Origin of the sequence: Providencia sp. PROV080, from assembly GCF_033688105.1 — a bacterium.
GTDB classification, from domain to species: domain Bacteria; phylum Pseudomonadota; class Gammaproteobacteria; order Enterobacterales; family Enterobacteriaceae; genus Providencia; species Providencia zhejiangensis.
Genome location: NZ_CP096346.1, coordinates 1,363,408 through 1,387,936, shown reverse-complemented (window position 1 = coordinate 1,387,936; position 24,529 = coordinate 1,363,408). Strand labels below are relative to the sequence as shown.

Annotated in this window: 20 protein-coding genes; 15 read left to right on the top strand and 5 right to left on the bottom strand. The window is 43.0% G+C overall.

Going from position 1 to position 24,529, the window contains the following annotated elements; all coding sequences use genetic code 11:
* Positions 1–109: 109 nt before the first annotated feature.
* The 3 genes from purE to M1F03_RS05965 all read left to right on the top strand — a co-directional run bounded on the left by purE (position 110) and on the right by M1F03_RS05965 (position 3,047).
* On the top strand, positions 110–616 hold the full coding sequence (gene purE / locus M1F03_RS05975) for a 5-(carboxyamino)imidazole ribonucleotide mutase (protein WP_154623278.1): 507 nt from the start codon (positions 110–112) through the stop codon (positions 614–616).
* Positions 613–1,695 (top strand): 5-(carboxyamino)imidazole ribonucleotide synthase, encoded by a 1,083-nt coding sequence (purK, locus tag M1F03_RS05970; RefSeq protein WP_154623277.1) that lies wholly within the window; start codon positions 613–615, stop codon positions 1,693–1,695. Before purE ends, purK begins: the two co-directional genes overlap by 4 nt.
* Before the next feature lie 98 nt (positions 1,696–1,793).
* Positions 1,794–3,047: a CynX/NimT family MFS transporter gene (locus M1F03_RS05965; protein WP_154623276.1), complete on the top strand. Its 1,254-nt coding sequence runs from the start codon at positions 1,794–1,796 to the stop codon at positions 3,045–3,047.
* 87 nt (positions 3,048–3,134) lie between these two features.
* On the opposite strand, the gene M1F03_RS05960 is transcribed toward M1F03_RS05965, so the two are convergent.
* The 3 genes from M1F03_RS05960 to ybbA all read right to left on the bottom strand — a co-directional run bounded on the left by M1F03_RS05960 (position 3,135) and on the right by ybbA (position 7,781).
* Positions 3,135–4,499, bottom strand: coding sequence for an esterase-like activity of phytase family protein (locus M1F03_RS05960; RefSeq protein WP_196713415.1), 1,365 nt, complete (start codon positions 4,497–4,499; stop codon positions 3,135–3,137).
* Between the two features lie 151 nt (positions 4,500–4,650).
* Positions 4,651–7,098, bottom strand: a complete 2,448-nt coding sequence (ybbP, locus tag M1F03_RS05955; RefSeq protein WP_272657929.1) for a putative ABC transporter permease subunit YbbP — start codon at positions 7,096–7,098, stop codon at positions 4,651–4,653.
* Positions 7,095–7,781 carry a putative ABC transporter ATP-binding protein YbbA gene (gene ybbA / locus M1F03_RS05950; RefSeq protein WP_154623273.1) on the bottom strand — a complete coding sequence of 229 codons (687 nt, stop codon included), beginning with the start codon at positions 7,779–7,781 and terminating at the stop codon, positions 7,095–7,097. The genes ybbP and ybbA overlap by 4 nt, the downstream gene beginning before the upstream one ends.
* On the opposite strand from ybbA, the gene tesA reads away from it, so the two are divergent.
* The 5 genes from tesA to M1F03_RS05925 all read left to right on the top strand — a co-directional run bounded on the left by tesA (position 7,752) and on the right by M1F03_RS05925 (position 11,598).
* On the top strand, positions 7,752–8,390 hold the full coding sequence (gene tesA, locus M1F03_RS05945) for a multifunctional acyl-CoA thioesterase I/protease I/lysophospholipase L1 (protein WP_195848160.1): 639 nt from the start codon (positions 7,752–7,754) through the stop codon (positions 8,388–8,390). The two genes, ybbA and tesA, sit on opposite strands and share 30 nt — an antisense overlap.
* Before the next feature lie 68 nt (positions 8,391–8,458).
* Positions 8,459–9,244 (top strand): SDR family oxidoreductase, encoded by a 786-nt coding sequence (locus M1F03_RS05940; RefSeq protein WP_251463782.1) that lies wholly within the window; start codon positions 8,459–8,461, stop codon positions 9,242–9,244.
* Positions 9,245–9,303: 59 nt separating this feature from the next.
* Positions 9,304–10,161, top strand: coding sequence for a co-chaperone YbbN (locus tag M1F03_RS05935; protein ID WP_251463780.1), 858 nt, complete (start codon positions 9,304–9,306; stop codon positions 10,159–10,161).
* A 13-nt stretch (positions 10,162–10,174) separates the two neighbouring features.
* Positions 10,175–11,122 (top strand): SPFH domain-containing protein, encoded by a 948-nt coding sequence (locus M1F03_RS05930; protein WP_247046903.1) that lies wholly within the window; start codon positions 10,175–10,177, stop codon positions 11,120–11,122.
* A complete protein-coding gene (locus tag M1F03_RS05925; RefSeq protein WP_196713416.1) occupies positions 11,119–11,598 on the top strand; it encodes an NfeD family protein in 480 nt (159 codons plus the stop codon). The genes M1F03_RS05930 and M1F03_RS05925 overlap by 4 nt, the downstream gene beginning before the upstream one ends.
* Here the strand turns inward: M1F03_RS05925 and cueR are convergent.
* Positions 11,552–11,962: a Cu(I)-responsive transcriptional regulator gene (gene cueR, locus M1F03_RS05920; RefSeq protein ID WP_318840131.1), complete on the bottom strand. Its 411-nt coding sequence runs from the start codon at positions 11,960–11,962 to the stop codon at positions 11,552–11,554. The two genes, M1F03_RS05925 and cueR, sit on opposite strands and share 47 nt — an antisense overlap.
* A gap of 138 nt (positions 11,963–12,100) precedes the next feature.
* On the opposite strand from cueR, the gene copA reads away from it, so the two are divergent.
* The 5 genes from copA (at position 12,101) to M1F03_RS05895 (ending at position 19,045) form a co-directional block, all read left to right on the top strand.
* Positions 12,101–15,049, top strand: a complete 2,949-nt coding sequence (gene copA, locus M1F03_RS05915) for a copper-exporting P-type ATPase CopA (RefSeq protein ID WP_251463778.1) — start codon at positions 12,101–12,103, stop codon at positions 15,047–15,049.
* A 202-nt stretch (positions 15,050–15,251) separates the two neighbouring features.
* The gene (locus M1F03_RS05910) at positions 15,252–16,052 is read left to right on the top strand and encodes a TraB/GumN family protein (RefSeq protein ID WP_154623266.1); all 801 of its coding nucleotides are present in this window, start codon (positions 15,252–15,254) and stop codon (positions 16,050–16,052) included.
* 17 nt (positions 16,053–16,069) lie between these two features.
* Positions 16,070–16,546, top strand: a complete 477-nt coding sequence (gene ybaK, locus M1F03_RS05905) for a Cys-tRNA(Pro)/Cys-tRNA(Cys) deacylase YbaK (protein ID WP_154623265.1) — start codon at positions 16,070–16,072, stop codon at positions 16,544–16,546.
* 431 nt (positions 16,547–16,977) lie between these two features.
* Complete coding sequence (locus M1F03_RS05900; RefSeq protein WP_251463776.1) at positions 16,978–18,072, top strand: 3-oxoacyl-ACP synthase III family protein; 1,095 nt, start codon at positions 16,978–16,980, stop codon at positions 18,070–18,072.
* Between the two features lie 187 nt (positions 18,073–18,259).
* Positions 18,260–19,045, top strand: a complete 786-nt coding sequence (locus tag M1F03_RS05895; RefSeq protein WP_251463774.1) for a nucleotidyltransferase domain-containing protein — start codon at positions 18,260–18,262, stop codon at positions 19,043–19,045.
* Positions 19,046–19,109: 64 nt separating this feature from the next.
* On the opposite strand, the gene ushA is transcribed toward M1F03_RS05895, so the two are convergent.
* Complete coding sequence (gene ushA, locus M1F03_RS05890) at positions 19,110–20,777, bottom strand: bifunctional UDP-sugar hydrolase/5'-nucleotidase UshA (protein WP_196713419.1); 1,668 nt, start codon at positions 20,775–20,777, stop codon at positions 19,110–19,112.
* A 262-nt stretch (positions 20,778–21,039) separates the two neighbouring features.
* Here ushA and M1F03_RS05885 point away from each other — a divergent pair, with 262 nt between their 5' ends.
* Both M1F03_RS05885 and ybaL read left to right on the top strand, forming a co-directional pair.
* Entirely contained in the window at positions 21,040–22,263 is a 1,224-nt protein-coding gene (locus M1F03_RS05885; RefSeq protein ID WP_154624235.1) for an MFS transporter, read from the top strand.
* Between the two features lie 262 nt (positions 22,264–22,525).
* Positions 22,526–24,268 (top strand): YbaL family putative K(+) efflux transporter, encoded by a 1,743-nt coding sequence (gene ybaL, locus M1F03_RS05880; RefSeq protein WP_154635641.1) that lies wholly within the window; start codon positions 22,526–22,528, stop codon positions 24,266–24,268.
* Positions 24,269–24,529: the final 261 nt, after the last annotated feature.

Below are 24,529 nucleotides of genomic sequence, written 5' to 3'. Positions count from 1 at the left end.
TATTTTAACCACGCAAACGTTTTCCTTAGCGAGTTACCATGATATGATCGGGGCAATTCATTTTTCCCACCTCACGGTGAAAATTTATTAACCACAGGGATTACACAAAATGACTGCTCAATCTGCGGCAAAAATCGCTATTGTTATGGGTTCTAAAAGTGATTGGACAACCATGCAACACGCTGCCGATGTCTTAACCGAGCTGCAACTGCCTTTCCACGTTGAAATTGTCTCAGCACATCGTACCCCCGACAAACTCTTCTCCTTTGCGGAACAAGCAAAAGAAAATGGCTTTGAGGTGATTATTGCAGGAGCCGGCGGAGCCGCTCATTTACCGGGTATGCTTGCAGCAAAAACCTTAGTTCCTGTGTTAGGTGTTCCAGTACAAAGCGCTGCGTTGAGTGGTGTCGATAGTCTCTACTCTATTGTACAAATGCCTAAAGGTATCCCTGTGGGTACACTGGCAATCGGTAAGGCCGGTGCTGCAAATGCGGCACTACTGGCCGCACAAATTCTTGCGAATACTGATAAGGCGCTATTTGCTCGCTTAGCCGCTTGGCGTGAGGCGCAAACGAATGATGTGCTTAACAACCCTGATCCTCGGGAGGCACAATGAAACCCGTCTGTGTCCTTGGTAATGGTCAATTAGGCCGCATGTTGCGTCAAGCAGGTGAACCGCTTGGTATTGCTGTATTTCCTGTTGGGTTAGATGCGGAACCTGAAGCCGTTCCCTATCAACAAAGTGTTATCACCGCAGAAATTGAGCGCTGGCCTGAAACACCACTGACTAAAGAGCTAGCACTTCATAATGCCTTTATTAACCGAGATATTTTTCCTCGTTTAGCAGATAGATTTCCACAAAAAAGCCTCTTTGATTCGCTGGGTTTAGCCACCGCACCTTGGGCTTCTCTTGACGCTAAAGCGCAATGGCCTGAGCTCTTTGCAACCCTCGGTGATTTCTTGATCGTCAAACGTAGAACGGGTGGCTATGATGGCCGTGGTCAATGGCGTGTTTCACCCGGCAACGAAGCGAATCTACCCGATGAAATCTATGGGAACTGTATTGTCGAGCAAGGTATCCCTTTTGATGCAGAAGTATCCGTTATTGGCGCGCGTAATCGTGCGGGGGAGTGTGTATTTTATCCTATCACCCATAACCTACATCAAGAAGGTATCTTACGCACCAGTGTCGCTTTCCCCAACGCGAACCATTCACAGCAGCAACAAGCTCAGGCTATGTTAAGTGCTGTCATGAATGAGCTAGATTATGTTGGTGTTATGGCAATGGAGTGTTTTGTCGTTGGTGATAAATTACTTATCAATGAATTAGCTCCACGTGTGCATAACAGTGGTCACTGGACCCAGAACGGTGCCTCTATCAGCCAATTTGAATTGCATTTACGCGCTATTTTAGATTTACCAATGCCATCGCCGACAGTATTTAATCCTTCTGTTATGGTGAATTTAATTGGCACTGAGCTCAATCAACAATGGTTAAGTTTACCGTTAGTTCATCTGCACTGGTATGAAAAAGACGTTCGTCCTGTTCGTAAAGTTGGTCATTTAAACCTGACTCACAGCTGCCCAACTGAGCTTGCTGACAGCCTAAATTCGCTAGTAGAGCTGTTACCAAATGAGTACAAAAGTGGCATTGACTGGGCGAAAGAAAAATTAAACTGGTACTACAGCCAATAAATAGGGAAAATAGCGCCATACGATGCCCGATATTTTCGGGCATTTTGCATTTATATGGCTGCTTTTTTTTACGAAAAGGCAGAGTTACTGGAGTTGACATGGCCGCGACAGATTCCCCATCCTTATTTAGCCCACTCTATCAGTGGAGTATCCTCATTCTTTTAGGGATGGTTTATTTTTTAGCCACTGCAACCACCTTTACGTCATTGGGTGTTGTCCTCCCCAGTATGATCGAAGAGCTGAAATGGAGCTGGACAGAAGCAGGGTTTGGTTTCACCTTATTAGGGTTAACCTGTGGTCTTGCAAGTTTCCTGCCCTCCTTGCTCATCCGAAAAATCGGCGTTCGCCTGACACTCCTTCTCGGTACGCTGATCTTTATTGCCGGTTTTTATAGTTTATATTCAACAGAAACCATTAACCGCTATTTTCTTGGCACAGCACTCATTGGTGTGGGTTTCACTTTACTGGCGACCGTTCCTGGAACCTATGTGCTTTCTCGCCTATTTGAAAAGCAGTCATTAGCCTTTGGTTTATATTTTACGATTGGTGGATTGGGTGGTGTCGCTGGGCCTTGGATCTATTTTTATGCATCAAATCAGTTAGGTTCGTGGCGTATGCATTGGGTACTCTGCGCTGTTTACCTTGGTATTGTGACATTCATTACCCTGTTAGCATTGCGTGAAGGTAATCGAGAACGAGAACATGCTAAACATGTGATGCAAAAACAGGTTAGCGACGGCAGTAAACCGATTTATCGCACTACAGAGGTATGGACAGTACGTCGTGCTTTGCGCACTTGGCAGTTTTATTTAATAGCAGCAACCTATACTTCATTTTTATGGTGCGGTATTACGGTTAACAGTTTCGCGGTTGCCCATATTGAAGAGCGCGGCTTTGGTATCACTATTGCCGTTTCATTACTCAGTACAATGGCTTTTGTTAACGCATTTTCAAGATTTATTGGTGGTGCCGTTGGAGAATGGTTGGAGCCCAAAAAACTGTTAATTGTTAGCCTGATCATTATGGTATTTGGGGTTATTTCATTAAGTATCGCAACCTCATGGTTATGGTTGATATTATTTGTGCTCTGTGTCGGTATCGGCTATGGCATGACTTTCTTAGCCTCCAGCGTTTTATTATCCAATTATTTTGGTCGTGGCCCCTATTTAGAGTTATTTTCCGTGGTGAATTTAATTTCTACTGTGGCGTGTTTAGCGCCATTTATTGCGGGTGCGATTAAGGATTATACAAGTAGTTTTACACCTGCATTTCTTATTATCGCCGCCCCTGTTGTCGTGATCCTCATGCTAACGTTAATGATGAAACCGCCTGTTTTATCCGCTAAAAAATGATGCCGTTTATCACTGTATGTCGTGAGTGATAAAATAAAAAAGCTCGGGCTACACCCCGAGCAAAAAAATCAAAATAGACAAGGAAAATTAAGGATTTAACAACGCAGGTACCTTTAATAAGATAAATTCATTATCATCCGCTTGATTAGGGTCACGGCTCGATGAAAATGGATAGTTATTATCATTACCGACAATAATATGTTCACTATCGACAACATCAACATTTTCAATCGTAAAGAATGGGAAAGTGAATACGCCATTATTCAACGGTTTCTTTGCCATTCCTTGCGGGTCTTTTATATTCATTAAATCGATATAGGCTTGTTTATCAACCGGTTTGCCTTGATTGGTATCCGAAAACTCAATACGATAAACACGCTTAAACTTCGCTAGTTGACTAAAACAATTTTGCGTCTCTGTGGCACTTTCAGGACAGGCTTTATCGGCTGTGCCTTCTCCATTATCACGCTCAATAATCAAACCGTGTGTATCATCAATCATATTAAAATCGCCGATGGCATTTTGATTATCTTCAAAGACATATAACCAACTACGTCCACTCCATTGCTGTTTTTTCACATCAAATTCAAGGATACGAGCGGCACGCTTGCCATCGACATTTTCATAATCTTGTTTCTCTTCATCCCAAATAGCCCCTTCAAGCATGGGGTATAGCTTAGTGCCATCTGGTGATGAGGCCATGCCTTCAAAACCTTTTGAACGGTTGACTTGAAAATGAATTTTATCCGTAGGTTTAGCAGGCGTGGTAACTTGATAGTGATCAGGTGAAATCACTTTTTTGCCATCAACGTGAGTTTCAAATAATGCGAGAACTTTGCCATTGAGGTCCATCTTAATTAAATAAGGACCAAACTCATCCCCTACCCATAATGCGCCATCCGCAAATTGAAAGCTTTCAGGATCAAAATCACTCCCTGTTAGATAACGCTTATCTGTACTTTCATTCATGATATGAAATGGAATGATTTTATCCGGATCGTGGAAGAAAACAGTATTGAGTGGATTGGCTTGGCCGGTTTTAAAATCAATGTCGTATTGAGTTAAATACAGCATCGAGTCTGGTGAATTAACCTTATTGCCATAACCATTGTCGGTCAATACCCAATAGGTGCCATCGGCCATACGTTTAATACCGGAATGTCCCTGTCGAGGTTGACCTTTAATCGGTACATGCATCCCAGTTGGACGATCAGCAGACTTCCCTTCAACCTTACCGAGTTCGTCAATACGATTTCCTGTCGTATATTTTCCGCTAACCTGTAAATCTAGTGGTGCATCAGTGGGCGCTGGTACTGTAGAATTGACCGATAAAATAGCGTGTCCTGCTAGTGTTGCAGAGACTTCTTGTTGAGCATACCCTGTGTTGGAAAATGCAATCAATGTTGCAAGTAACGATAATGTACGTAATTTTATGGTGCGGCGAGGCTGCATTATTATGTTCCCATCAAATAGTTAATCATTTATTGACTCGAGAATCATAAGCAGGATAAATGACAATTTAGTGATGGAATTAAGACAGTTATTTGAACAGCTTCTTACTCCTGCACTAGTCAAAAATAAGAAGCCGTATTCATAAAATAAATTAGCTATTTGGCATGCGACGATGTTGATTGCCAGTGCCTAACAAACGAATGCCAAGCCAGCTACCACAAATCGATAGCAGTAGCGCTGCACATAATGGCAATAATAACCACATTGACCACTCTGGCTGCCAAGGAAAATCAAACACTTTGGTTTGTAATAACCATAAAGCAACCTCTGCACCAAATGCCGCCGCAAGTCCCGCCATTAAGCCAAGTAAGGCAAATTCACTCCATAAGGTACGACGCATCAATTTTTTACTTGCCCCTAACGTGCGATAGACCACTAACTCGCGTTCTCTTTGGCTCATTCCGACTTGAATTTGCGCTAATAAAAGTAGTAAACCACAGAAAATCACGAGTACTACCATGACTTCAAGCGCTTGACTTACTTGTTGTAAAATTTGCTGGATTTGTGCGATCAAGGCACCAGTATCTAATACATTGATAGTAGGATAGTTACGGCTCAAATCCGTTAACAATTTGCCATTGCCATCATAGTAAAAACTGCTCATCCATGTCGCGGGGATATCGTTTAAAGTCTCCTCTGAGAAGATAAAGAAAAAGTTCGGTCGCAAACTTTCCCAGTCAACAGTACGAATGCTACTGACTGTTGCACTAAAGACTTGAGCTCCCGCATTAAACGTCAGTTTATCCCCTATTTTGATTCCTAGCTGTTTCACCACAGTTTGTTCAATGGAAACTTCTCCCTCTTTAGGCGGCCACGTTCCTTCATTCACCACATTGGCGTCAGGTAGAGAGGATTGCCATGTGAGACTTAATTCACGTCGCACCGTATTATTGTTAGGGTCTCTCTCATCAGCCCACTCTATTGCAGAGGTATTATTTATTTCAGACAAACGAGCTAATACTACCGGATAAAACTCTGTCGGCTTCACTTGGTGCTTCGCTAACAGCTCTGTCACCGGTTTTATCTGTGACTCATTCATATTAATTAGAAAATAATTGGGACTGTCTGCTGGCAGTTGCTGCTGCCATCTATCCAATAAATCCCCCCTCACTAAGATCAATAGTGCCAGTAACATGAATGAGAGCGAAAATGCGCTCATTTGCGTAATTGTTTGTAGCGGTTGACGCAATAAACGGCTAACTGAAAGACGTAAACTCAATTGCTTAAACTTCAATTGCCGCAATAGCCACAAACCAAGCCACCCAATTAATGCCAATAAAACCGCGACGATCACAATACCAATCAAAATTGACCATAAAAGAGGGTTAACTCCGGCAAACAGAAAGAGTCCCCCAACAACGATCAAGCTGACGATTGGCAAATAATAATACAGCGGCCAAACAGGTGAAGGAGCATCTTCCCGTAAAACTCGTGATGGTTGCGTAGCCATCAATTGGCGATAAGGACGGATCCCGACAATTATGGCGATTAAAAATAGCGTACCAATAGCCCAAACCCATGGCCATAAACTCGCTGAAGGAAGTGCTTTAGGTAACATTGCGCCCAGTATTTGCATCAAAATACCTTCGAACGCTAATCCTAACAGCGACCCTAATAGCGCCGCCGCCATTAATATCACTAACCACTGACCAATAACCCATTTTTGTAATGCTGAACGCCCCGCCCCCAACGTTTTCAATACCGCGATTAGTTGGTGACGACTACGACAATAATGGGTCATCGAGACAACCACTGCCGCGATTGCTAACAACAAGGTCAACAATACCGACAGCAGTAAAAATTGCTGAGCACGTTGGAACGTTTTCCCTACTGCCCCGCTATTTTCTTTTAAGGTATACCAACGTTGGTCAGTTCTGAGTTGCTTATCAAACTGAGCCTCAAATGCATCAATAGCGGCACTATCGCCCGCAAACATATCACGATAGGTTAAGCGGCTCCCTACCTGAACTGCTCCTGTCGATTCTGCATCGTCCAATGCAATTAACACTCTAGGGGCAATTTGAAATGGGTTAAAACCACTATCAGGCTCTTGAATTAATTTACCTGAAATTTTTAACGTGGCATCGCCAATATCAATATCATCGCCAATCTTTAAATTCAGTAACTCCAATAAACGAGGGGTGACTAAAATTTCCCCTTTCGTTGGGCGCAGCCCTGCTGGCTCAGTGATGAGCTCACCATACAGTGGATATGCCTGATCCGCCGCTTTCACTAGGACTAGTTGAGGACGTAACGCTTCATCTACCGTTGAGTATGCCATGGTAGAAAACGACATTTGCTGGCTTAGCGTTAAGCCGTTATCTTTGGCTTGTTGTAACCAAGAGGGATCACTAGGATGAGATGAACGTAGCACTAAATCGCCTGCCAACAGTTCACGGCTTTGATAGCTCATGCTGTTTTCAATACGATCGCTAATGCGTCCTAACGCTAAAACACATGCCACTGCCAATGTTAGCGCAAGCCAGACAATCAAAAGTGATGGCGTTTTCCATTCTCGCCAAAACCAACGCCAGATCATGCCTCTTCCCTCAATACACCATCCACTAATCGTAAACGACGTTGGCAACGAGCTGCCAATTCATTGTCATGGGTCACTAAAATCAACGTCGTGCCATATTCTTTGTTCATTGAGAATAATAAGTCTGCAATTTTATCGCCGGTATGACGATCAAGGTTGCCAGTCGGTTCATCTGCAAACAGAATTTTAGGGCGACCATTAAATGCTCTCGCTAAGGCGACACGCTGTTGTTCACCTCCTGATAATTGAGCTGGCATATGTTTTAATCGATTACCTAACCCCAATTCAGTCAATAAACTCGCGGCTTGTTGATAACTTGCAGACTCGGGCTCTCCGCGCAATAAGGCGGGTAACTGCACATTCTCTAGCGCATTGAGTGAAGGGATCAACATAAACGATTGAAAAACAAATCCAACACTCTGAGCACGGAGAAATGCCCGTTGTTCTTCATCCAGTTGAGTAAGATCTTGGCCTAACAGGCTAACGCTACCGCTGCTGCCATCATCCAGTCCAGCAATGATACCGAGCAGTGTCGATTTACCAGAACCTGACTCGCCAATTAAAGCAATTGTTTGACCGGACTCGACAATTAGCTCAACACCTTGCAATATAGTCAATTCATGTTCACCTTGACCAACACGTTTAATGAGATGATGAACTTCAAGAATATTTTCCGCCGACATTTACTGGTATTTCTCCTGTTATTTGGCGCGAGTGGACCAGCACTCGCCACCACAAAACTATTGATCCTGGGTGACAGCCTAAGTGCAGGCTATCGACTACCGGCAGAGCAAGCTTGGGCATCCTTACTCGCCGAACGTTGGCAGAAATTGTCACCGCCCGTTATTGTTGTTAACGGCAGTATCAGTGGAAACACCTCCGCACAAGGACTGGAGCGTCTTCCTGCCTTACTGGAACAAAATAAACCCGACTGGGTGTTGATCGAGTTAGGTGCAAACGATGGTTTGCAGGGGTTATCTGTTCAACAGATGGAAAACACACTACAACAAATTATCGAACAAATAACGCAATCGGGCGCTAAACCGCTTTTAATGCAAATTCGTATACCGCCAAACTACGGTAAACGCTATACTTCTAGTTTTGAAAAAGTCTATCCGACGCTTGCGCAAAAAAACGCGGTTCCACTGCTGCCTTTTTATATGGAAACCATTATTACCAAGCCTGAATGGATCCAACAGGATGGTATTCATCCAACAGAAGAAGCTCAACCTTCTATTGCTGATTTTATGGAAAAACAATTGCAACCTTATTTATTTTCACCATCAGAATAAAGGTTTAAATAAGTGAGTAATAATAAAGCAATTTTTATCTCAATTTGAGCCTACAGGTAGGTAAAGTTATGCAAAAATCGGTATTTATCACTGGTGCATCTAGCGGTATTGGGTTGTGTGCAGCTCAAACCCTTCGCCAACGCGGCTATCATGTGATTGTCGCTTGCCGTAAAGAAGCCGATATTTTACGTCTCAAAGGATTGGGATTTGATGCTGTAGAGCTCAATCTTGATGATAACCATAGCATAGATCGCGCTGCGGATGAGGTACTCAGCCTCTGTCATGGTCGGCTTTTCGGATTATTCAATAACGCGGGATTTGGCGTCTACGGTGAACTCACTAGTATTAGCCGCCAGCAGTTAGAAGCTCAGTTTTCGACTAACTTTTTCGGAATACACCAATTGACCTTACGTCTACTCCCAGCGATGCTAGCACATAATGAAGGGCGGATCGTCCAAACTAGCTCAGTGATGGGAATTATCTCTACGCCCGGCCGTGGCGCTTATGCAGCCAGTAAATATGCATTAGAGGCTTGGTCAGATGCACTACGTCTCGAATTAAAAGGAACCAACATCCATGTGAGTTTAATTGAACCGGGACCTATTCATACCAATTTCACCCATAACGTAGAACAGACTCAGCAGGATAAACCGGTTAAAAACCCAAGTATCGCACAACGTTTTACCTTAACCCCAGAACATGTGGTGGAAAAATTAGTGCATGCCCTTGAAAGCACTCGTCCGCGTATTCGTTATTCTGTTACGTTACTGACTGTTGCGGTACGTATTCTAAAACGACTCTTGCCGGACTGTTTAATGGATAAAATACTGGCGGGTCAGGGAAAAAAAGCTTGAAAAAAAACAAATTAGCCCCACGTATACAATATTAGAAACTTATTTGAAAGAGATATCTTATGCAAGCTTTTGCCCAAATCATCGATGTTAATGAACAAAACCTGCACCAAGTCGTAGAACAATCAATGCAGATACCTGTTATGTTCTATTTCTGGTCAGCACAAAGTCCACATTGCCAAGAGCTTGGCGCAACGCTCGACAAAATTGCCAATGACTATGCCGGCCTATTTATATTGGCTCGAGTTAATTGTGATGTAGAACAAAACATTGCCGCTCAGTTTGGTCTTCGAGCAATCCCTACTGTCTATGTATTGCAAGAAGGTCGTCCTGTTGATGGTTTTCAAGGCCCTCAACCCGAGGAAGTCGTGTTAGAGATTCTTTCACGCGTTTTACCAAGCCCTGAAGAATTAAAAGCAGCACAAGCAGCAGAATTGATCGCTGAAGGTAAGCACCAAGAAGCCTTACCATTACTGAAAGAAGCCCACCAGCTCAATGCTAAAAACAGTGAAATCACATTACTGCTGGCTGAAACGCAAATCCACCTGAATCAAGTTGATGAGGCTGAAACGACATTGTCATCCGTGCCAATGCAAGATCAAGACAGCCGTTATCAAGGCTTGCTTGCCCAAATTGAACTGTTAAGACAAGCTGCTGATACACCAGAAATTCAACAGCTACAACAGCAATTTGAAGCAGACCCGAGCAATGCGGCTTTAGCAGTGCAATTAGCCCTAAAATTGCATGAAGTCAATCGTAATGAAGAAGCATTAGAAATATTACTAAACTTCTTGAAAAAAGACCTCAGTGCTGGAGAAGGCGCTGTGAAAAAAACCATGATGGATATTATGTCAGCGATGGGAACGGGTGATGCTGTCGCCAGTAAATATCGTCGCCAAGTGTATTCATTACTTTATTAAGTAAGGATTAATAATGGACTTGTTCGCGTTTGGTGCTATACCCATAATCATTTTTATCGCCATCGTTATTGTTTTTACCTGCGTAAAAACAGTACCGCAAGGATACCAATGGACTGTTGAACGTTTTGGGCGCTATACCCGCACATTACAACCGGGTCTTCATATCATTGTGCCTTTTATGGATAAAATAGGTCGTCGTATCAATATGATGGAACAAGTTCTTGATATTCCATCACAAGAAGTTATCTCACGCGATAACGCTAACGTAACGATTGATGCTGTTTGCTTTATTCAAGTCGTTGACCCAGTCCGTGCAGCCTATGAAGTCAGCAACCTTGAGCTGTCTGTGCTGAATCTCACCATGACCAATATCCGTACCGTTTTAGGCTCAATGGAATTGGATGAAATGCTATCACAACGTGATGCGATTAACTCTCGCCTGCTTCATATCGTGGATGATGCAACCAACCCTTGGGGCGTGAAAATTACCCGTATTGAAATTCGTGATGTAAAACCGCCTAAAGAGCTTATTAACGCGATGAACGCACAGATGAAAGCGGAACGTACTAAGCGTGCTGATATTCTTGAGGCAGAGGGTATCCGTCAAGCCGCGATCCTAAAAGCCGAAGGTGAAAAACAATCACAAATTCTCAAAGCTGAAGGGGATCGTCAGTCTGCATTCCTGCAAGCAGAGGCTCGCGAGAGAGCCGCTGAGGCCGAGGCTAAAGCCACCCAAATGGTGTCTGAGGCTATCTCTGCCGGTGACATGCAAGCCATTAATTATTTCGTTGCTCAAAAATACACCGATGCACTTGCCAGCATTGGTGCGGCAGATAATAGTAAAGTCATCATGATGCCTCTTGAAGCCAGTAATTTAATGGGAGCGATTGGCGGTATCTCTGAACTTATCAACCAGAGTAAAAACAGCAATAACAACGCTAAAAAGCAGGAAAACTCATGATAGAACTTATCAGCGCTCAACCTGCTTGGTTTTGGCTATGCCTTGGTGGTTTATTGCTGATTGCTGAATTACTCGGCACCGGAGGTTATCTATTATGGTCAGGTATCGCCGCGGTAGTCGTGGCGATCACGGCATTGATCCTGCCTTTCCTTGGGTGGGAATGGCAAGGCATCTTATTTGCCGTCTTCACCATCGCTTCCGCGATATTATGGCGGAAATGGTTAAGTTCACGCAAAAATGTGCCCGCTGATGAGATAAACCAAAAAAGCCATCAACTTATTGGCGTCAAAGTTCGTTTACTCTCTGATACTGAAGAGGGTTTTAGCCGTGCACGTCTAGCGGATGGCAGCTGGCGAGTCTATAGTGAATTACCATTAAAAGCCGGAACTGAGGTGATTATCACCTCAGTTGATGGTATCACACTGCATGTTAAGCCTTGTCATGATGACAACAGCTCCGTGCAAGGTGATCAATAATCGGGCAATCAGCGCCCTCGTCACCAGGACAGGCATCCACTAATTCTTGTAAGGTATCCTTTATGGCAGACAATTTTGCAATTGTCTGCTCTAATTCAGCGATTTTAGCAATCGTCGTACTTTTTACGTCAGCACTGTGTCTCGCTGGATTACGAAACAAGCCTAGTAATTCGCCACACTCCTCTAAGGTAAACCCAACATCTTTTGCTTGCTTCAATAAGCCCAATTCATCGAGATGTCTATCCTGATAATAGCGATAACTATTTTCGCCCCGCTCAGGTGGCGTAATTAAACCTTTTTCTTCATAAAAACGAATGGCCTTTGCGGTAAGGCCTGTTTTTTTGGCAATTTCGCTAATATTCATCATATCTCTTGACCTTAACCTTGAGGGAAGGTTTAACCTTTTCTATATATCAAAATTTATATGATTTAAAAAACTCATTGAATTCTGTCATGATAATAAAAAAGACGGAATCAGTCATGAGTTTAGGAGATTTAACTTATGAGTAGCAAAATCATTCTCTCCCTGCAAGGACTAAGTTGCATGCACTGTGTGAATACAGTGACCAAAGCGCTCGAAGCTCGTTCAGATATTGAAAATGTCAAAGTCACGATCGAGTATGCCGTTATTGAAACTAATGCCAGTGCGCAGTCGTTGATTGAAACCATTGAAGCAGCAGGATATGAAGCCAAAGTGGCTGAAAAACCGGATGTAACGCTACAGCTTTCCGGCCTAAGTTGCATGAACTGTGCAGGTAAAACTCAGCAAGCTCTTGAAGCCGTTGACGGTGTTGCCGCTGCTATTGTCGATACCCAACAAGCTAGCGTTTATGGCAATACAACCGCAGAAGCCTTAATTCAAGCCGTTGAACAAGCTGGCTATAAAGCGCAAGTCGCTGTGCCAAACCGTGTGAATTTAGCCTTATCAGGACTGAGCTGCATGAAATGTGCAGAAAAAACTCGCCTCGCCCTTGAAGCCGTTGAGGGGGTAGAGAAAGCGGATGTGAATACCGAGTCGGCTGTTGTCTACGGTAATGCTCCGGTAGAACAGTTAATTGCAGCAGTGACGGGAATAGGCTATCAAGCAACGCAGAGCGATGAAGATGACACGACTGCCCCAAAAACTGCGCCGCTGACCATACCTACTGAGCAACCGGAAACAAGCTCAGCGGCAATCTGTGATATTCCGGCACAGCAGTCTGACGTCGATCAACAACCTGAAATATCGCCAGCTGATGACAGTATTCAATTGCTATTAGATGGCATGACCTGTGCGAGTTGCGTTAATAAAGTACAAAAAGCGCTAACCAGCGTAGCGGGGGTCGAGAATGCACGGGTTAATCTTGCTGAACGCAGTGCGTTAGTCACTGGTACAGCACAACCCGCAGATCTCGTCGCCGCCGTTGAAAAAGCCGGTTATGGTGCAGAAATTATTCAGGATGAAGCGAAACGACGTGAACGCCAGCAACAAGTTGCAGATGCCAATATGCGTCGCTTTCGTTGGCAATCAGCACTGGCATTAGCGCTCGGTATCCCAGTCATGATCTGGGGTATGATGGGCGATAATATGATGTTAAGCCCTCAAAACCATTTCATTTGGCTGACAATTGGTATCTTAACTTTAGCTGTAATGGTATTTGCAGGTGGTCACTTCTATAAAAATGCATGGCAAAGCCTCAAAAATGGCAGTGCGACTATGGATACCTTAGTCGCATTAGGAACTGGGGCGGCTTGGTTATACTCGATAGTGGTTAACCTATGGCCTGAGCTGTTTCCAGAACAAGCTCGCCATCTTTATTATGAAGCCAGTGCGATGATCATCGGTTTGATTAACTTAGGCCATGCTCTTGAACAGCGCGCCCGTCAACGCTCTTCAAAAGCGCTGGAAAGGCTACTCGACTTAACGCCACCCACAGCGCGTGTGGTAACCGAGCAAGGGGAAGTCGATTTGCCTCTCGAACACGTTAAAAAAGGCATGATATTACGCCTAGCAACAGGGGATCGTGTTCCTGTTGATGGTGAAATCATAGAAGGCGAAGTTTGGTTAGATGAAGCTATGCTGACAGGAGAACCGATCCCTCAACAAAAAACCAAAGGAGATCAAGTTCATGCAGGTACTGTTGTGCAAGATGGAACAGTTCTTTTCCGTGCGGCAGCCGTCGGTAGCCAAACCACGCTTGCACGTATTATTCACTTAGTTCGCCAAGCACAAAGTAGTAAACCACAAATTGGCCAATTAGCCGACCGCATTTCCGCTGTATTCGTGCCTGTGGTCGTTGCAATTGCCGTCATCTCCGGCCTCATTTGGTATTTTGTCGGTCCTGCACCACAAATTACTTATGCCTTAGTGATTACAACCACGGTTCTGATCATTGCTTGCCCATGCGCATTAGGGTTAGCGACACCGATGTCGATTATTTCTGGTGTCGGGCGGGCTGCCGAGTTTGGCGTATTAGTACGTGATGCCGATGCCCTCCAGCAAGCCAGTGAATTAGATACCATTGTTTTCGACAAGACTGGGACGTTAACGGAAGGAATGCCACAAGTTACGGATATTCATACCTTTAATCATTTTTCTGAACATGAAGTGTTGCAAATTGCCGCCTCACTTGAAAGTGGCTCTAACCACCCGCTTGCGCGTGCCATTACTCAACGGGCTAAAGAACTTTCACTCCCAGCCAATGAGCAATTTAGAACATTAGCGGGTCTCGGTATCAGTGCAGTCGTTAATGGTCAAACCGTTTTGCTCGGAAATCAAAAACTCCTTGCACAAAGCGGTGTTAATACGAGCGAGATCGATACGGTCTTACATCAACAGGCTTCACAAGGGGTAACGCCTGTATTATTGGCTATCGATGGTCAAGTGGCTGCTTTGCTGTCCATTCGTGACCCATTACGTGAAGACAGTGTCAGTGCGCTAGCTCGACTGCATAAGCAAGGTTTCCGTTTAGTCATGTTAACGGGAGATAACCCCGTCACCGCGAAAGCCATTGCGAAAGAAGCCGGTATTGATGAAGTCATTGCGGGTGTCATGCCAGACGGTAAATCAGCCGCAATTGAATCATTGCAAGCTAAAGGCCATAAAGTTGCCATGGTTGGTGATGGGATCAACGATGCTCCGGCATTAGCCCGTGCAGATGTTGGTATTGCTATGGGCGGAGGTAGTGATATTGCTATCGAAACAGCTTCCATTACCTTAATGCGCCAAAGTTTACACGGTGTGGCCGATGCGGTTGCTATTTCTAAAGGTACCTTGCGCAATATGAAACAAAACTTGTTCGGTGCTTTTGTGTATAACTCATTAGGCATTCCAATCGCCGCGGGTATTCTTTATCCATTAACAGGCACCCTATTAAACCCTGTCGTTGCGGGGGCTGCCATGGCGCTATCATCGATTACGGTCGTGACTAATGCCAACCGATTATTACGCTTTAAACCGAAACAAGACTAGTCGACAAGCTAAACCGCCCCAAGAGTGAGTTATTCCGCTATTGGGGCGCTTCATGTTGAAGCTTCCTAGCGCATATCCATTTTACTGCCATGAATCAGTCTCGTAATATTTCGAAGAAAAAATAGCGCAAAGTGAGTCGCCAAACGGAGTCAGATTGTTTAATCTAACGGATTGATATCTAAATATGAGATGAGGAAATGACATGGCCAAGCTGCTCGAAAGTTTAAAGAATTGGTTACATACGGAAGCAGCCCCCGTCTATCCTTATCCTGCCGTTGATATTCGTTTATCAAAGAAACTCAAACTGCATATTGTGGGCAGTATTCATATGGGCACTGAAAATATGTTCCCCTTGTCTGAAATACTGCTTGAGAAGCTTAACCAAGCCGATGCTTTGATTGTTGAATCGGATATCACTGATATGCGTTCACCTTTCACTGCGGGTGAAAACGCTCACGTACCGTTACAAGAACGCTTAACGGCTACTGAGTACGCTTTGTTACTAAGCCATTGCCAAGAAATACACCAAGAGCCAACACAGTTTGATTCCCTTCCCTCATGGCAAGTTGCTTTAATCCTACAAGCAACCCAAGCTCAAGGCCTCGGTTTACATGGGCGCTATGGGATTGATTATCAATTATTATGTAATGCACAATCCCAACAAAAAAAGATCATTGAACTTGAGGGTATCGATACTCAAATCGAGTTGCTATTAACATTGCCTGAGGAAGGCCTAGCCTTACTAAGAGATACGCTGGTACATTGGCGTACTAATGCCCGCTCGCTACAAACTATGATCAGTTGGTGGTTAGATTTCCAACCAAATAATGACGTGACATTACCTAAAACCTTCAGTGATGAGGTGTACCACATACTGATGGAACAACGTAACCAAGCTTGGAGCACTAAGCTTAGATCATTACCTGATGGTTATTATGTTGTCGCGGTTGGAGCGCTACATTTGTTTGGTGATGGCAGCTTAGTTGACCATTTACGCAATTGAAAAATACAGGTAAATATATGACTCCTGCTGTCAATCTACTGGAAAAACAAAAGATAAATTTTAAGCTTCACCCTTATGAACATGACCCGAATGTCCATAATTTTGGGGATGAAGCCGTGAATAAGCTCGGTTTAGATGCAAAGCAAGTCTTCAAAACCTTATTGGTCGCTCTTAATGGTGATCAAAAAAAATTAGCCGTTGCGGTTACCCCTGTGTCGGGACAATTAGATTTAAAATTGGTCGCCAAAGTCTTCAACGTGAAAAAAGTTGAAATGGCTGATCCACAAGTCGCGCAAAAAACAACGGGCTATTTAATCGGTGGCATTAGCCCACTCGGCCAAAAAAAACGTTTACTGACTGTCATCGATAGCCAAGCTCAACAATATCCGACGATATTTATTTCTGGGGGAAAAAGAGGATTAGATATTGAGTTAGCGCCACAAGATTTAGCTAATGTGCTTAATGCTAGCTTTGCAGAAATAAAAAAACTTTAACAGCTTGATTATGTGACTTCGCACCATCGTTTTTACCTTCTATATATTGCCCATTAATATTTGATGGGCCCCCCTCTTCGAGATAATACATTAACCCATTGATTTACATAGAGGCATTGATTATTCATCAATAGAAAAGCCTATTATTTCATTCAGATTATACATAATATAAATACCAAATTAATTATAAGTTCTTTAATAGTTAATATATAAAAGTTTTATTTTTATTAATGTTCTTGAACTATAAAATTTACCATCTAATATTTATTTAATCTTTATTTTTATATAAAAAACACGATTATTCATGGTGATAATATTCAGTCATTATAATTTATATATTATCTAACTTGGGGAAATATCGTTTTATTTTATTGGTGTAAATGTAACGACTCGCAATTAGCTTAATTATCAACATCACTAAAGGAGAACATATGTTATCCGTTGGAATTCAATCGATTGCAATTCATTTACCTGAAGGAGTACGTACCAATGGATGGTGGGATAAAGACGCTATCGTTCGTCGTAAACCTTCCCTTTCTCGATCTCAATCCTCCCCCCCTCATTTTTATGATGACGCAATGAAACCTTATCTATCTGACACTTTTCTCGGTAGCGTGGAACGTCGAGTTGTCATCAATCATGAGAGTGCCTCATCGCTTGGTATCAAAGCCGCCACGAAAGTGTTAACAGCGGCCAAAATACCCGCAAGTGATATCGATTGTCTCATCGTGACCTCTCTCTTTGACGATAACATCGGTTTCGGAGATGCGGGGTATATTGCTCATGAATTAGGGATTGGTGGCGGCGCATTCAATATTTCAGCCACCTGTAATGGCTCAATGTCGGCCTTCCTCACAGCCTGTGGGTTAGTCCAAAGCGGACAAAAAAAGAGAGTATTAGTGATTGCGACGGCCCAATTTTCTCGCCTATTTGATGCAGATGATCCCGCTTTGCGCTTTTATGGCGATGCATCTGCCGCTTTCATTGTTGGTTCAGTCGAAAAATCATTTGGCCTGCTTAGCACTGAGTCTATTCATCTGGGGGAAACATGCGGAACGTGGCACTTAGATGTCATTGAAGGTCAACAGACTCCCATATCTCAACGTCTTCGTTTACGTATCGATGATACGGTGTCTCAAGTACTACGCGCCACGTCAGAATATTACCTGAAACGCACCGTTGACAGCGCGTTGTTAAAAGCCAACGTGACGATTGAACAAATTGATTGTGTTGCACTAAATACACCTACAGCTTGGCATGCAGAGTTTTCTGCCAATGCGTTAGGCATAGCAAAAGAGCGAGTGGTGAATACTTTTCCTCAGAACGCGTATAGTGGCCCCGCAATGGTTCCTATCCATTTATACATGGCTGCCACACAAAAACTGATCAAACCCGGCTCACTCGTTGTCTTATACGCCTATGGGGGGCACTCTGAAGCGTCTGCCGCTGTACTACGTTGGTCCGATGTTAGCCTTGGCGAGCCGCCAGCGCCCGCTTTCGTGGTTGATCACGAGCTAACCTTGTGATTTACTTTTATATATCAACACGATTTGATGCGTGTAAATAATCTCTTGTTGGCATTATCTTTATTCTACATAATTATTTTATGTAGAATAATATCGCGGTAAGCTGCTTTAGGTGTGTACCGATGACATCCACTCATCGCTCATTATGTCAACGCTCCATGACTAAAAAGACTAAAAGGGATTGATCATGGCAGTTGATGAAAATGGTTACATCAGCACACTAAACAATAACACCACCCAAACCACATACCAAGGCATAGTATCCTTTGTTCAGGCGGAGCTTTTGGCTGAGTATGGGGAGGCTATTTGCAGTATTTTTATTTATGGTAGTGTGGCGCGTGGTCATGCTATCCCCTCTATTTCAGATCTCGACTTGTGTGTTATTTTCAATAACAACATCAGTGAAAACGAGACGCTAGCTCTTGAATACATTGCGCAAAACAGTATTCAACATTTCCCTATCATACCTAAAATTGATTTTGATATTGCCACCAAACAGGAGGTTCTCGCCCCCAGTAATATCAATAGTTGGGGATACTGGTTAAAACATCATTGCCGAATCATTTATGGCGAAGACCTTTCTCTCTTCTTTCCGCGATTCCGTCCATCAAGGGATATCGCATTAGCCGTTAATAGTGACTATCATTCTGTTCTTTTAGAATATCGCCAAAAAATAGCCAACACAGACGATCACTCGACATACTTAACATTATCAAAACAGGCCGCCAAAAAACTAATACGCTCGACCAATATCTTACGAACATTTCATGATAATGATTGGCCTGATACGCTCAGTGAACATGTCAGTCGATTGAGTGGTAAATACCCTAAGTTAGAACAGCAATTACCCTTTTTTATTGAACAAATTCAGTTAGGCATTCACTCTAAACACGACTTCATTGCACATTTACAAGCCGCCTTAACCTGTTTATTACAAGAAGACAAAAGCATAATGCCATATGAAAAAACCTGATCCCAGCCACTGGCTAAGATCAGGTTTTATAGACTATATCGGCTTGGTAAAATTAATTAACCAATTATTTTTTATAAATAATTTCACCTTTTGGCTCATAGTCTGCCGCTTTTAAAGGTGAGTGTTTTTCAATATAAGCTTTCAATACCTCCGCATCGACAAATCCTGTATTAACATAATTAGGATGATTGTCGATTTTTGGATAACCATCTCCTCCAATCGCATTGAAATTTAATGTCGCCATGCGATAGGTTTTTTCAGGATCAAACGGTTTGCCATCAATTTTGACATCGCTAATGCTACCGTCTGTGTTTAACGTCAGGCTAACATGATAAAATTGTGCATAAGCCCCTGAATCAGGCTTCATATTCGCAGCGGCCTGTAAATACTCGAGGACTTCATTCCCTTTAAAATCGATATAGACCAATTCATTCGTAAAGGGTTGTACTTTTAAAACATCTTTGTACGTAATATCACCACTTTCAATCGAGTCACGTACACCGCCACCACTCATAACAGCAAAATCAGCATCTGCACGCTCTTTTTGTGCCGCTAACAACAAATGCCCCATGTTAGTCTGGACAAAACGGACTTTACTGCGATCGCCTTCAAGCTTCCCTTCAACAGAACCGACTTTTACATTCAGTTGCTCACCCCCTTTTTGTTGATAAGGGGTCAATAACTTCATCATGTCCTCATTGTGGGCTATTTCTTGAGTGTAATAGACACGCTCGCTGGTTCCGTCCTCTTTCGTGATTTTCTTTTTCAAATTGATCGGAATCAGTTGGTAATGTTTTAGCGTGAATTTACCATTCTTAAATTCAAAATCAGCACGCCCCACATATTTGCCCCATTCATGAGCCTGAACGATCCATGTACCATTTTGGTTATCAGGCGCACAAGGGGTACCAGGAACATAATCGACTTGTTTATAGTTTTTGTTCTCGCTGGACATACAGACGGGATCTTGTGAGTGACCGCCCACAATCATATCCAAATAGCCTTTAGGTAAGCTACGAGCCATTTCTACGTCACCGGGAGCATTTGAGCCATGCTGACCGTTGTCGTAATGCCCCATATGGGTAGCCGCGATGATAATATCTGGTTTTTCTGTCGCGCGGAGTTCTTCAACCACTTTTTTCGCTTCAACCGCCGGTGTTCTAAACTCAACATCTGGGAAGTTTGCAGGATTTCCTAGTTTCGCCGTATCGTCAGTGGTTAATCCTAGAACTGCAATTTTGACACCTTGTTTATCGAATATTTGGTAAGGTTTAAATAGACGCTCACCTGTGCTGGTTTGATAGATATTGGCTGATAAGAACGGAAAATTAGCCCATTTTTCTTGTGTGCGTAGTACGTCTAGTGGGTTATCAAACTCATGGTTACCCAGCGCCATTGCATCATAACCGACTAAGTTCATCCCTTTAAAATCTGGCTCAGCGTCTTGCAGATCAGATTCGGGGACACCGGTATTAATATCACCACCGGAAAGTAATAATAAGCTGCCACCTTGCTTAGCCACTTCATCACGAATTTCATCCACAACGGTTTTCTGTGCTGCTAAACCATATTCACCGTGATCGTTATGCCAAAAATGACCATGATGGTCATTCGTATGTAAAATCGTGATATTGTATGTTTTATCTTTTTCCCAAGCATTTGCCTGTGCGATAGGCAACAGTGCCAAAGATACCGTCAATGCGCATACCGATGCTTTAAAGGTTAAATTCATCTTTTTCTCCCTGCCTATATCTCAAATTTTTATGGTATGTTTAGGTTCTAGCCCTAATAGTAAATGCTAATTTATAGCATAAAACTGCGATCATAATTGGATAACCTATGCGTTAAATGGTGCTTGTTTCATTAAACTGAGACATTAATCAACATTAATAACGATGGTGACTTTTTTTATCGTGATATTTATTAGTTCAATTAAATGACAAATACGCTATATTGATAACAATTTAGCAACACAACTATGAAAGTTACTAATTATGAGTGAGCAAACAACCAACCAAAGTCATACCCCTGCCGCAAAACCTATTAGTAAAACAGGTAAAACTGTTTTTAGCATTCTTACTGCCATTAGCTTCTCTCACTTGCTGAACGATATGATTCAGTCATTGATATTAGCTATCTATCCACTCTTGCAGTCTGATTTTTCACTCAGTTTTGCACAAGTCGGTTTGATTACATTGACCTACCAAATTACAGCATCATTACTGCAACCTGTCATTGGCTATTATACCGATAAACATCCACAGCCTTATTCATTACCTATCGGGATGGGCTTTACACTAACAGGATTGCTATTGCTTGCTATGGCTGAAACATTCCCCGTTATATTGTTAGCTGCCGCATTAGTAGGAACGGGTTCTTCAGTCTTCCACCCTGAATCATCTCGTGTCGCACGCATGGCATCAGGCGGTCGTCACGGCCTTGCACAATCTTTTTTCCAGGTTGGTGGAAATTTAGGGGCATCTTTGGGGCCATTACTTGCCGCACTGGTTATTGAGCCTTACGGTAAAGGTAATGTCGGTTGGTTCTCTTTGGCCGCCTTATTAGCGATTGTCGTGTTATTGCAAGTAAGCCGTTGGTATAAGCAACAACATCGAGCTGTCAGTAAAAAGCCAGTATCTCACGTCGAAATCAACGTATTGCCTCGTAAGGCTGTCATTGGTTCATTAGCTATATTGCTGATATTAATTTTTTCTAAATATTTTTATCTCGCAAGTATTAGTAGCTATTACACTTTTTACCTTATTGAAAAATTTGGTGTCACCGTACAGAACGCGCAGATCCACCTATTTATCTTCCTTTTTGCGGTCGCCGCTGGAACCATGATAGGCGGGCCTGTTGGTGACAAGATTGGGCGTAAATATGTAATTTGGTTCTCTATCTTAGGGGTCGCGCCGTTTACATTGCTGCTACCACATGCCTCTCTGTATTGGACGAGCATTTTAACCGTTATCATTGGGTTGATATTAGCCTCAGCGTTTTCGGCCATTTTAGTCTATGCACAAGAGTTGATCCCCGGTAAAACCGGAATGATATCTGGCCTGTTTTTTGGGTTAGCATTCGGCATGGGAGGTGTTGGCGCCGCAGTATTGGGGCAAATCGCAGATAAAACCAGCATCGAACAAGTTTATCAATATTGTGCATTTCTGCCTTTATTGGGTATTTTTACCGTATTACTACCAAATCTAGAACAAAAATAGTCATTTCCCTTTATTTAACCCATACTTATTGAAAAATAAGTATGGGAACTTACCTCTATATCTCACTTAAAATTCAACAAAAAATCACACAAATGACATCTTTGTAACGATTTAGCACTAATAAACCACTTTTATTTGAAAAACATTTAAATTTTTTAAGGAAATTTTTCTCAAATAACGATAAAATAGAATTATATGCAAAGTGCATTCCAAAATATGGGAACTTGATTCCTAAAAATTCAAATCAATCAAAGGAGACTAAATGGAGCATTCTACGCCCTTAATCACAACCATTGTTGGTGGTCTCGCCCTTGCATATTTGTTAGGTATGATCGCTCAGCGATTAAAAATTTCCCCTTTGGTGGGCTATCTTGCGGCGGGTGTTTTAGCCGGTCCTTTTACTCCGGGTTTTGTTGCCGATACAACGCTTGCGCCAGAACTAGCTGAAATTGGTGTTATCCTTTTAATGTTTGGTGTCGGGCTACATTTTTCACTGAAAGATCTCTTAGCCGTTAAAGCCATCGCCATTCCCGGAGCGATTGCACAAATTGCAGTCGCCACTCTTTTAGGTTTAGGCCTTTCCATGCTATTTGGCTGGGGAACCTTTTCAGGTATCGTTTTTGGCCTCTGTTTATCAACAGCAAGTACGGTTGTATTACTTCGTGCCTTAGAAGAACGGCAACTGATTGAAAGCCAACGAGGCCAGATTGCTATCGGTTGGTTAATTGTTGAAGACCTCGCGATGGTTCTGACGCTAGTTCTATTACCCGCTGCTGCTGCAATTATGAATTCTGAGCAAGCGAGCTTTAGTGAGTTACTTATCGGACTTGCATGGACTGTGGGGAAAGTGGTCGCCTTTATTATCATTATGATAGTTATTGGTCGTCGTGTGATCCCTTGGATTTTATCACGTACCGCATCCACAGGTTCTCGTGAATTATTTACACTTGCTGTGCTCGCTCTTGCACTGGGTATCGCCTATGCTGCTGTTGCATTATTTGATGCATCATTTGCACTCGGTGCTTTCTTTGCGGGTATGGTGTTAAATGAATCAGAACTTAGCCACCGTGCAGCACAGGATACGCTCCCGCTAAGAGACGCGTTTGCTGTACTCTTCTTTGTTTCCGTTGGGATGCTGTTCGACCCTGTCGTACTGATTGACCATCCATTAGGTGTGATTGGTGTTCTCGCGATTATTATCGTCGGTAAATCTGCGGCCGCATTAATCCTTGTTCGCCTATTTGGCCATTCAAGGCGAACGGCATTAACCATCTCTGTTAGCTTGGCGCAAATTGGTGAGTTTGCCTTTATTTTAGCAGGCATGGGAATGGCACTTGGTGTCATGGACAAAGAAGCACAAAACTTAGTGTTAGCAGGTGCGATAGTTTCAATTATGCTTAATCCTGTACTCTTTAGTTTACTCGATAAGTACTTAGAAAAAACCGAGACTATCGAGGAACAACTACTCGAAGAGACATTGGAAGAAGAAACCCAAATTCCTGTCGATATTTGTGGTCATGCCATCATTGTCGGCTACGGGCGTGTTGGTGGTATGTTAGCTGATAAACTGCGCCGTCGTGATATTCCATTAGTCGTCGTGGAAGACACTCGAGCTAAGTTTGAAGAGCTGGCTGAAAACGGGTTTAGCGCTATCCTAGGTAATGGTGCGAATAAAGACATTATTAGCCTTGCGCGCATTGAGTGTGCGAAAACTTTGCTACTCACGATTCCAAATGGCTACGAGGCTGGTGAAATCGTGACTCATGCAAAAGAGTTGAACCCGAATATTACCGTGATCGTCCGTGCTCACTATGATGATGAAGTTAGCTTTATTAAAGAACGTGGGGCCGACCATATCATCATTGGTGAACATGAAATTGCTAAAGCCATGGCGACTTTTATGTGTAACGACGTGACCGAGTATGGCTGTTCAATTGATGATGAACCATTATCAAAAGATACTGAAGGCAAAAACCTCGATGAGTATCTAAAACCATCTCACTAAAATAATGTTAAAGGGAAGTGCAAACTTCCCTTCAGACTGCCGCCAAACATATGATGTTTGGCGGAAAGTCGAATAGGTTTTGAAAATAAGAGAGGGAAATCAATTTATTGATTTTCGGCTGATAACACAAAGTGGGAAAAACCACGCTTTTATCCCGCTTTGTCAACAACCTCAAGGGAAGTGCAAACTTCCCTTTCTTTTAGGCGCTAATTTCATACCAAAACAACATTAAGCGCTTCCATCGTCTGCGAATCAAATATC

What these genes read in the sequence shown, in the direction of transcription:
- purK (WP_154623277.1), top strand. Translation starts at nt 613, where the DNA reads ATGAAACCCGTCTGTGTCCTTGGTAATGGTCAATTAGGCCGCATGTTG.
- ybbA (WP_154623273.1), bottom strand. Translation starts at nt 7,781, where the DNA reads ATGTCGGCGGAAAATATTCTTGAAGTTCATCATCTCATTAAACGTGTT.
- ybaK (WP_154623265.1), top strand. Translation starts at nt 16,070, where the DNA reads ATGACTCCTGCTGTCAATCTACTGGAAAAACAAAAGATAAATTTTAAG.
- copA (WP_251463778.1), top strand. Translation starts at nt 12,101, where the DNA reads ATGAGTAGCAAAATCATTCTCTCCCTGCAAGGACTAAGTTGCATGCAC.
- M1F03_RS05930 (WP_247046903.1), top strand. Translation starts at nt 10,175, where the DNA reads ATGGACTTGTTCGCGTTTGGTGCTATACCCATAATCATTTTTATCGCC.
- ybbP (WP_272657929.1), bottom strand. Translation starts at nt 7,098, where the DNA reads ATGATCTGGCGTTGGTTTTGGCGAGAATGGAAAACGCCATCACTTTTG.
- M1F03_RS05960 (WP_196713415.1), bottom strand. Translation starts at nt 4,499, where the DNA reads ATGCAGCCTCGCCGCACCATAAAATTACGTACATTATCGTTACTTGCA.
- M1F03_RS05940 (WP_251463782.1), top strand. Translation starts at nt 8,459, where the DNA reads ATGCAAAAATCGGTATTTATCACTGGTGCATCTAGCGGTATTGGGTTG.
- cueR (WP_318840131.1), bottom strand. Translation starts at nt 11,962, where the DNA reads ATGAATATTAGCGAAATTGCCAAAAAAACAGGCCTTACCGCAAAGGCC.
- M1F03_RS05925 (WP_196713416.1), top strand. Translation starts at nt 11,119, where the DNA reads ATGATAGAACTTATCAGCGCTCAACCTGCTTGGTTTTGGCTATGCCTT.
- purE (WP_154623278.1), top strand. Translation starts at nt 110, where the DNA reads ATGACTGCTCAATCTGCGGCAAAAATCGCTATTGTTATGGGTTCTAAA.
- M1F03_RS05935 (WP_251463780.1), top strand. Translation starts at nt 9,304, where the DNA reads ATGCAAGCTTTTGCCCAAATCATCGATGTTAATGAACAAAACCTGCAC.
- ushA (WP_196713419.1), bottom strand. Translation starts at nt 20,777, where the DNA reads ATGAATTTAACCTTTAAAGCATCGGTATGCGCATTGACGGTATCTTTG.
- M1F03_RS05895 (WP_251463774.1), top strand. Translation starts at nt 18,260, where the DNA reads ATGGCAGTTGATGAAAATGGTTACATCAGCACACTAAACAATAACACC.
- M1F03_RS05910 (WP_154623266.1), top strand. Translation starts at nt 15,252, where the DNA reads ATGGCCAAGCTGCTCGAAAGTTTAAAGAATTGGTTACATACGGAAGCA.
- tesA (WP_195848160.1), top strand. Translation starts at nt 7,752, where the DNA reads ATGAACTTCAAGAATATTTTCCGCCGACATTTACTGGTATTTCTCCTG.
- M1F03_RS05965 (WP_154623276.1), top strand. Translation starts at nt 1,794, where the DNA reads ATGGCCGCGACAGATTCCCCATCCTTATTTAGCCCACTCTATCAGTGG.
- M1F03_RS05885 (WP_154624235.1), top strand. Translation starts at nt 21,040, where the DNA reads ATGAGTGAGCAAACAACCAACCAAAGTCATACCCCTGCCGCAAAACCT.
- M1F03_RS05900 (WP_251463776.1), top strand. Translation starts at nt 16,978, where the DNA reads ATGTTATCCGTTGGAATTCAATCGATTGCAATTCATTTACCTGAAGGA.
- ybaL (WP_154635641.1), top strand. Translation starts at nt 22,526, where the DNA reads ATGGAGCATTCTACGCCCTTAATCACAACCATTGTTGGTGGTCTCGCC.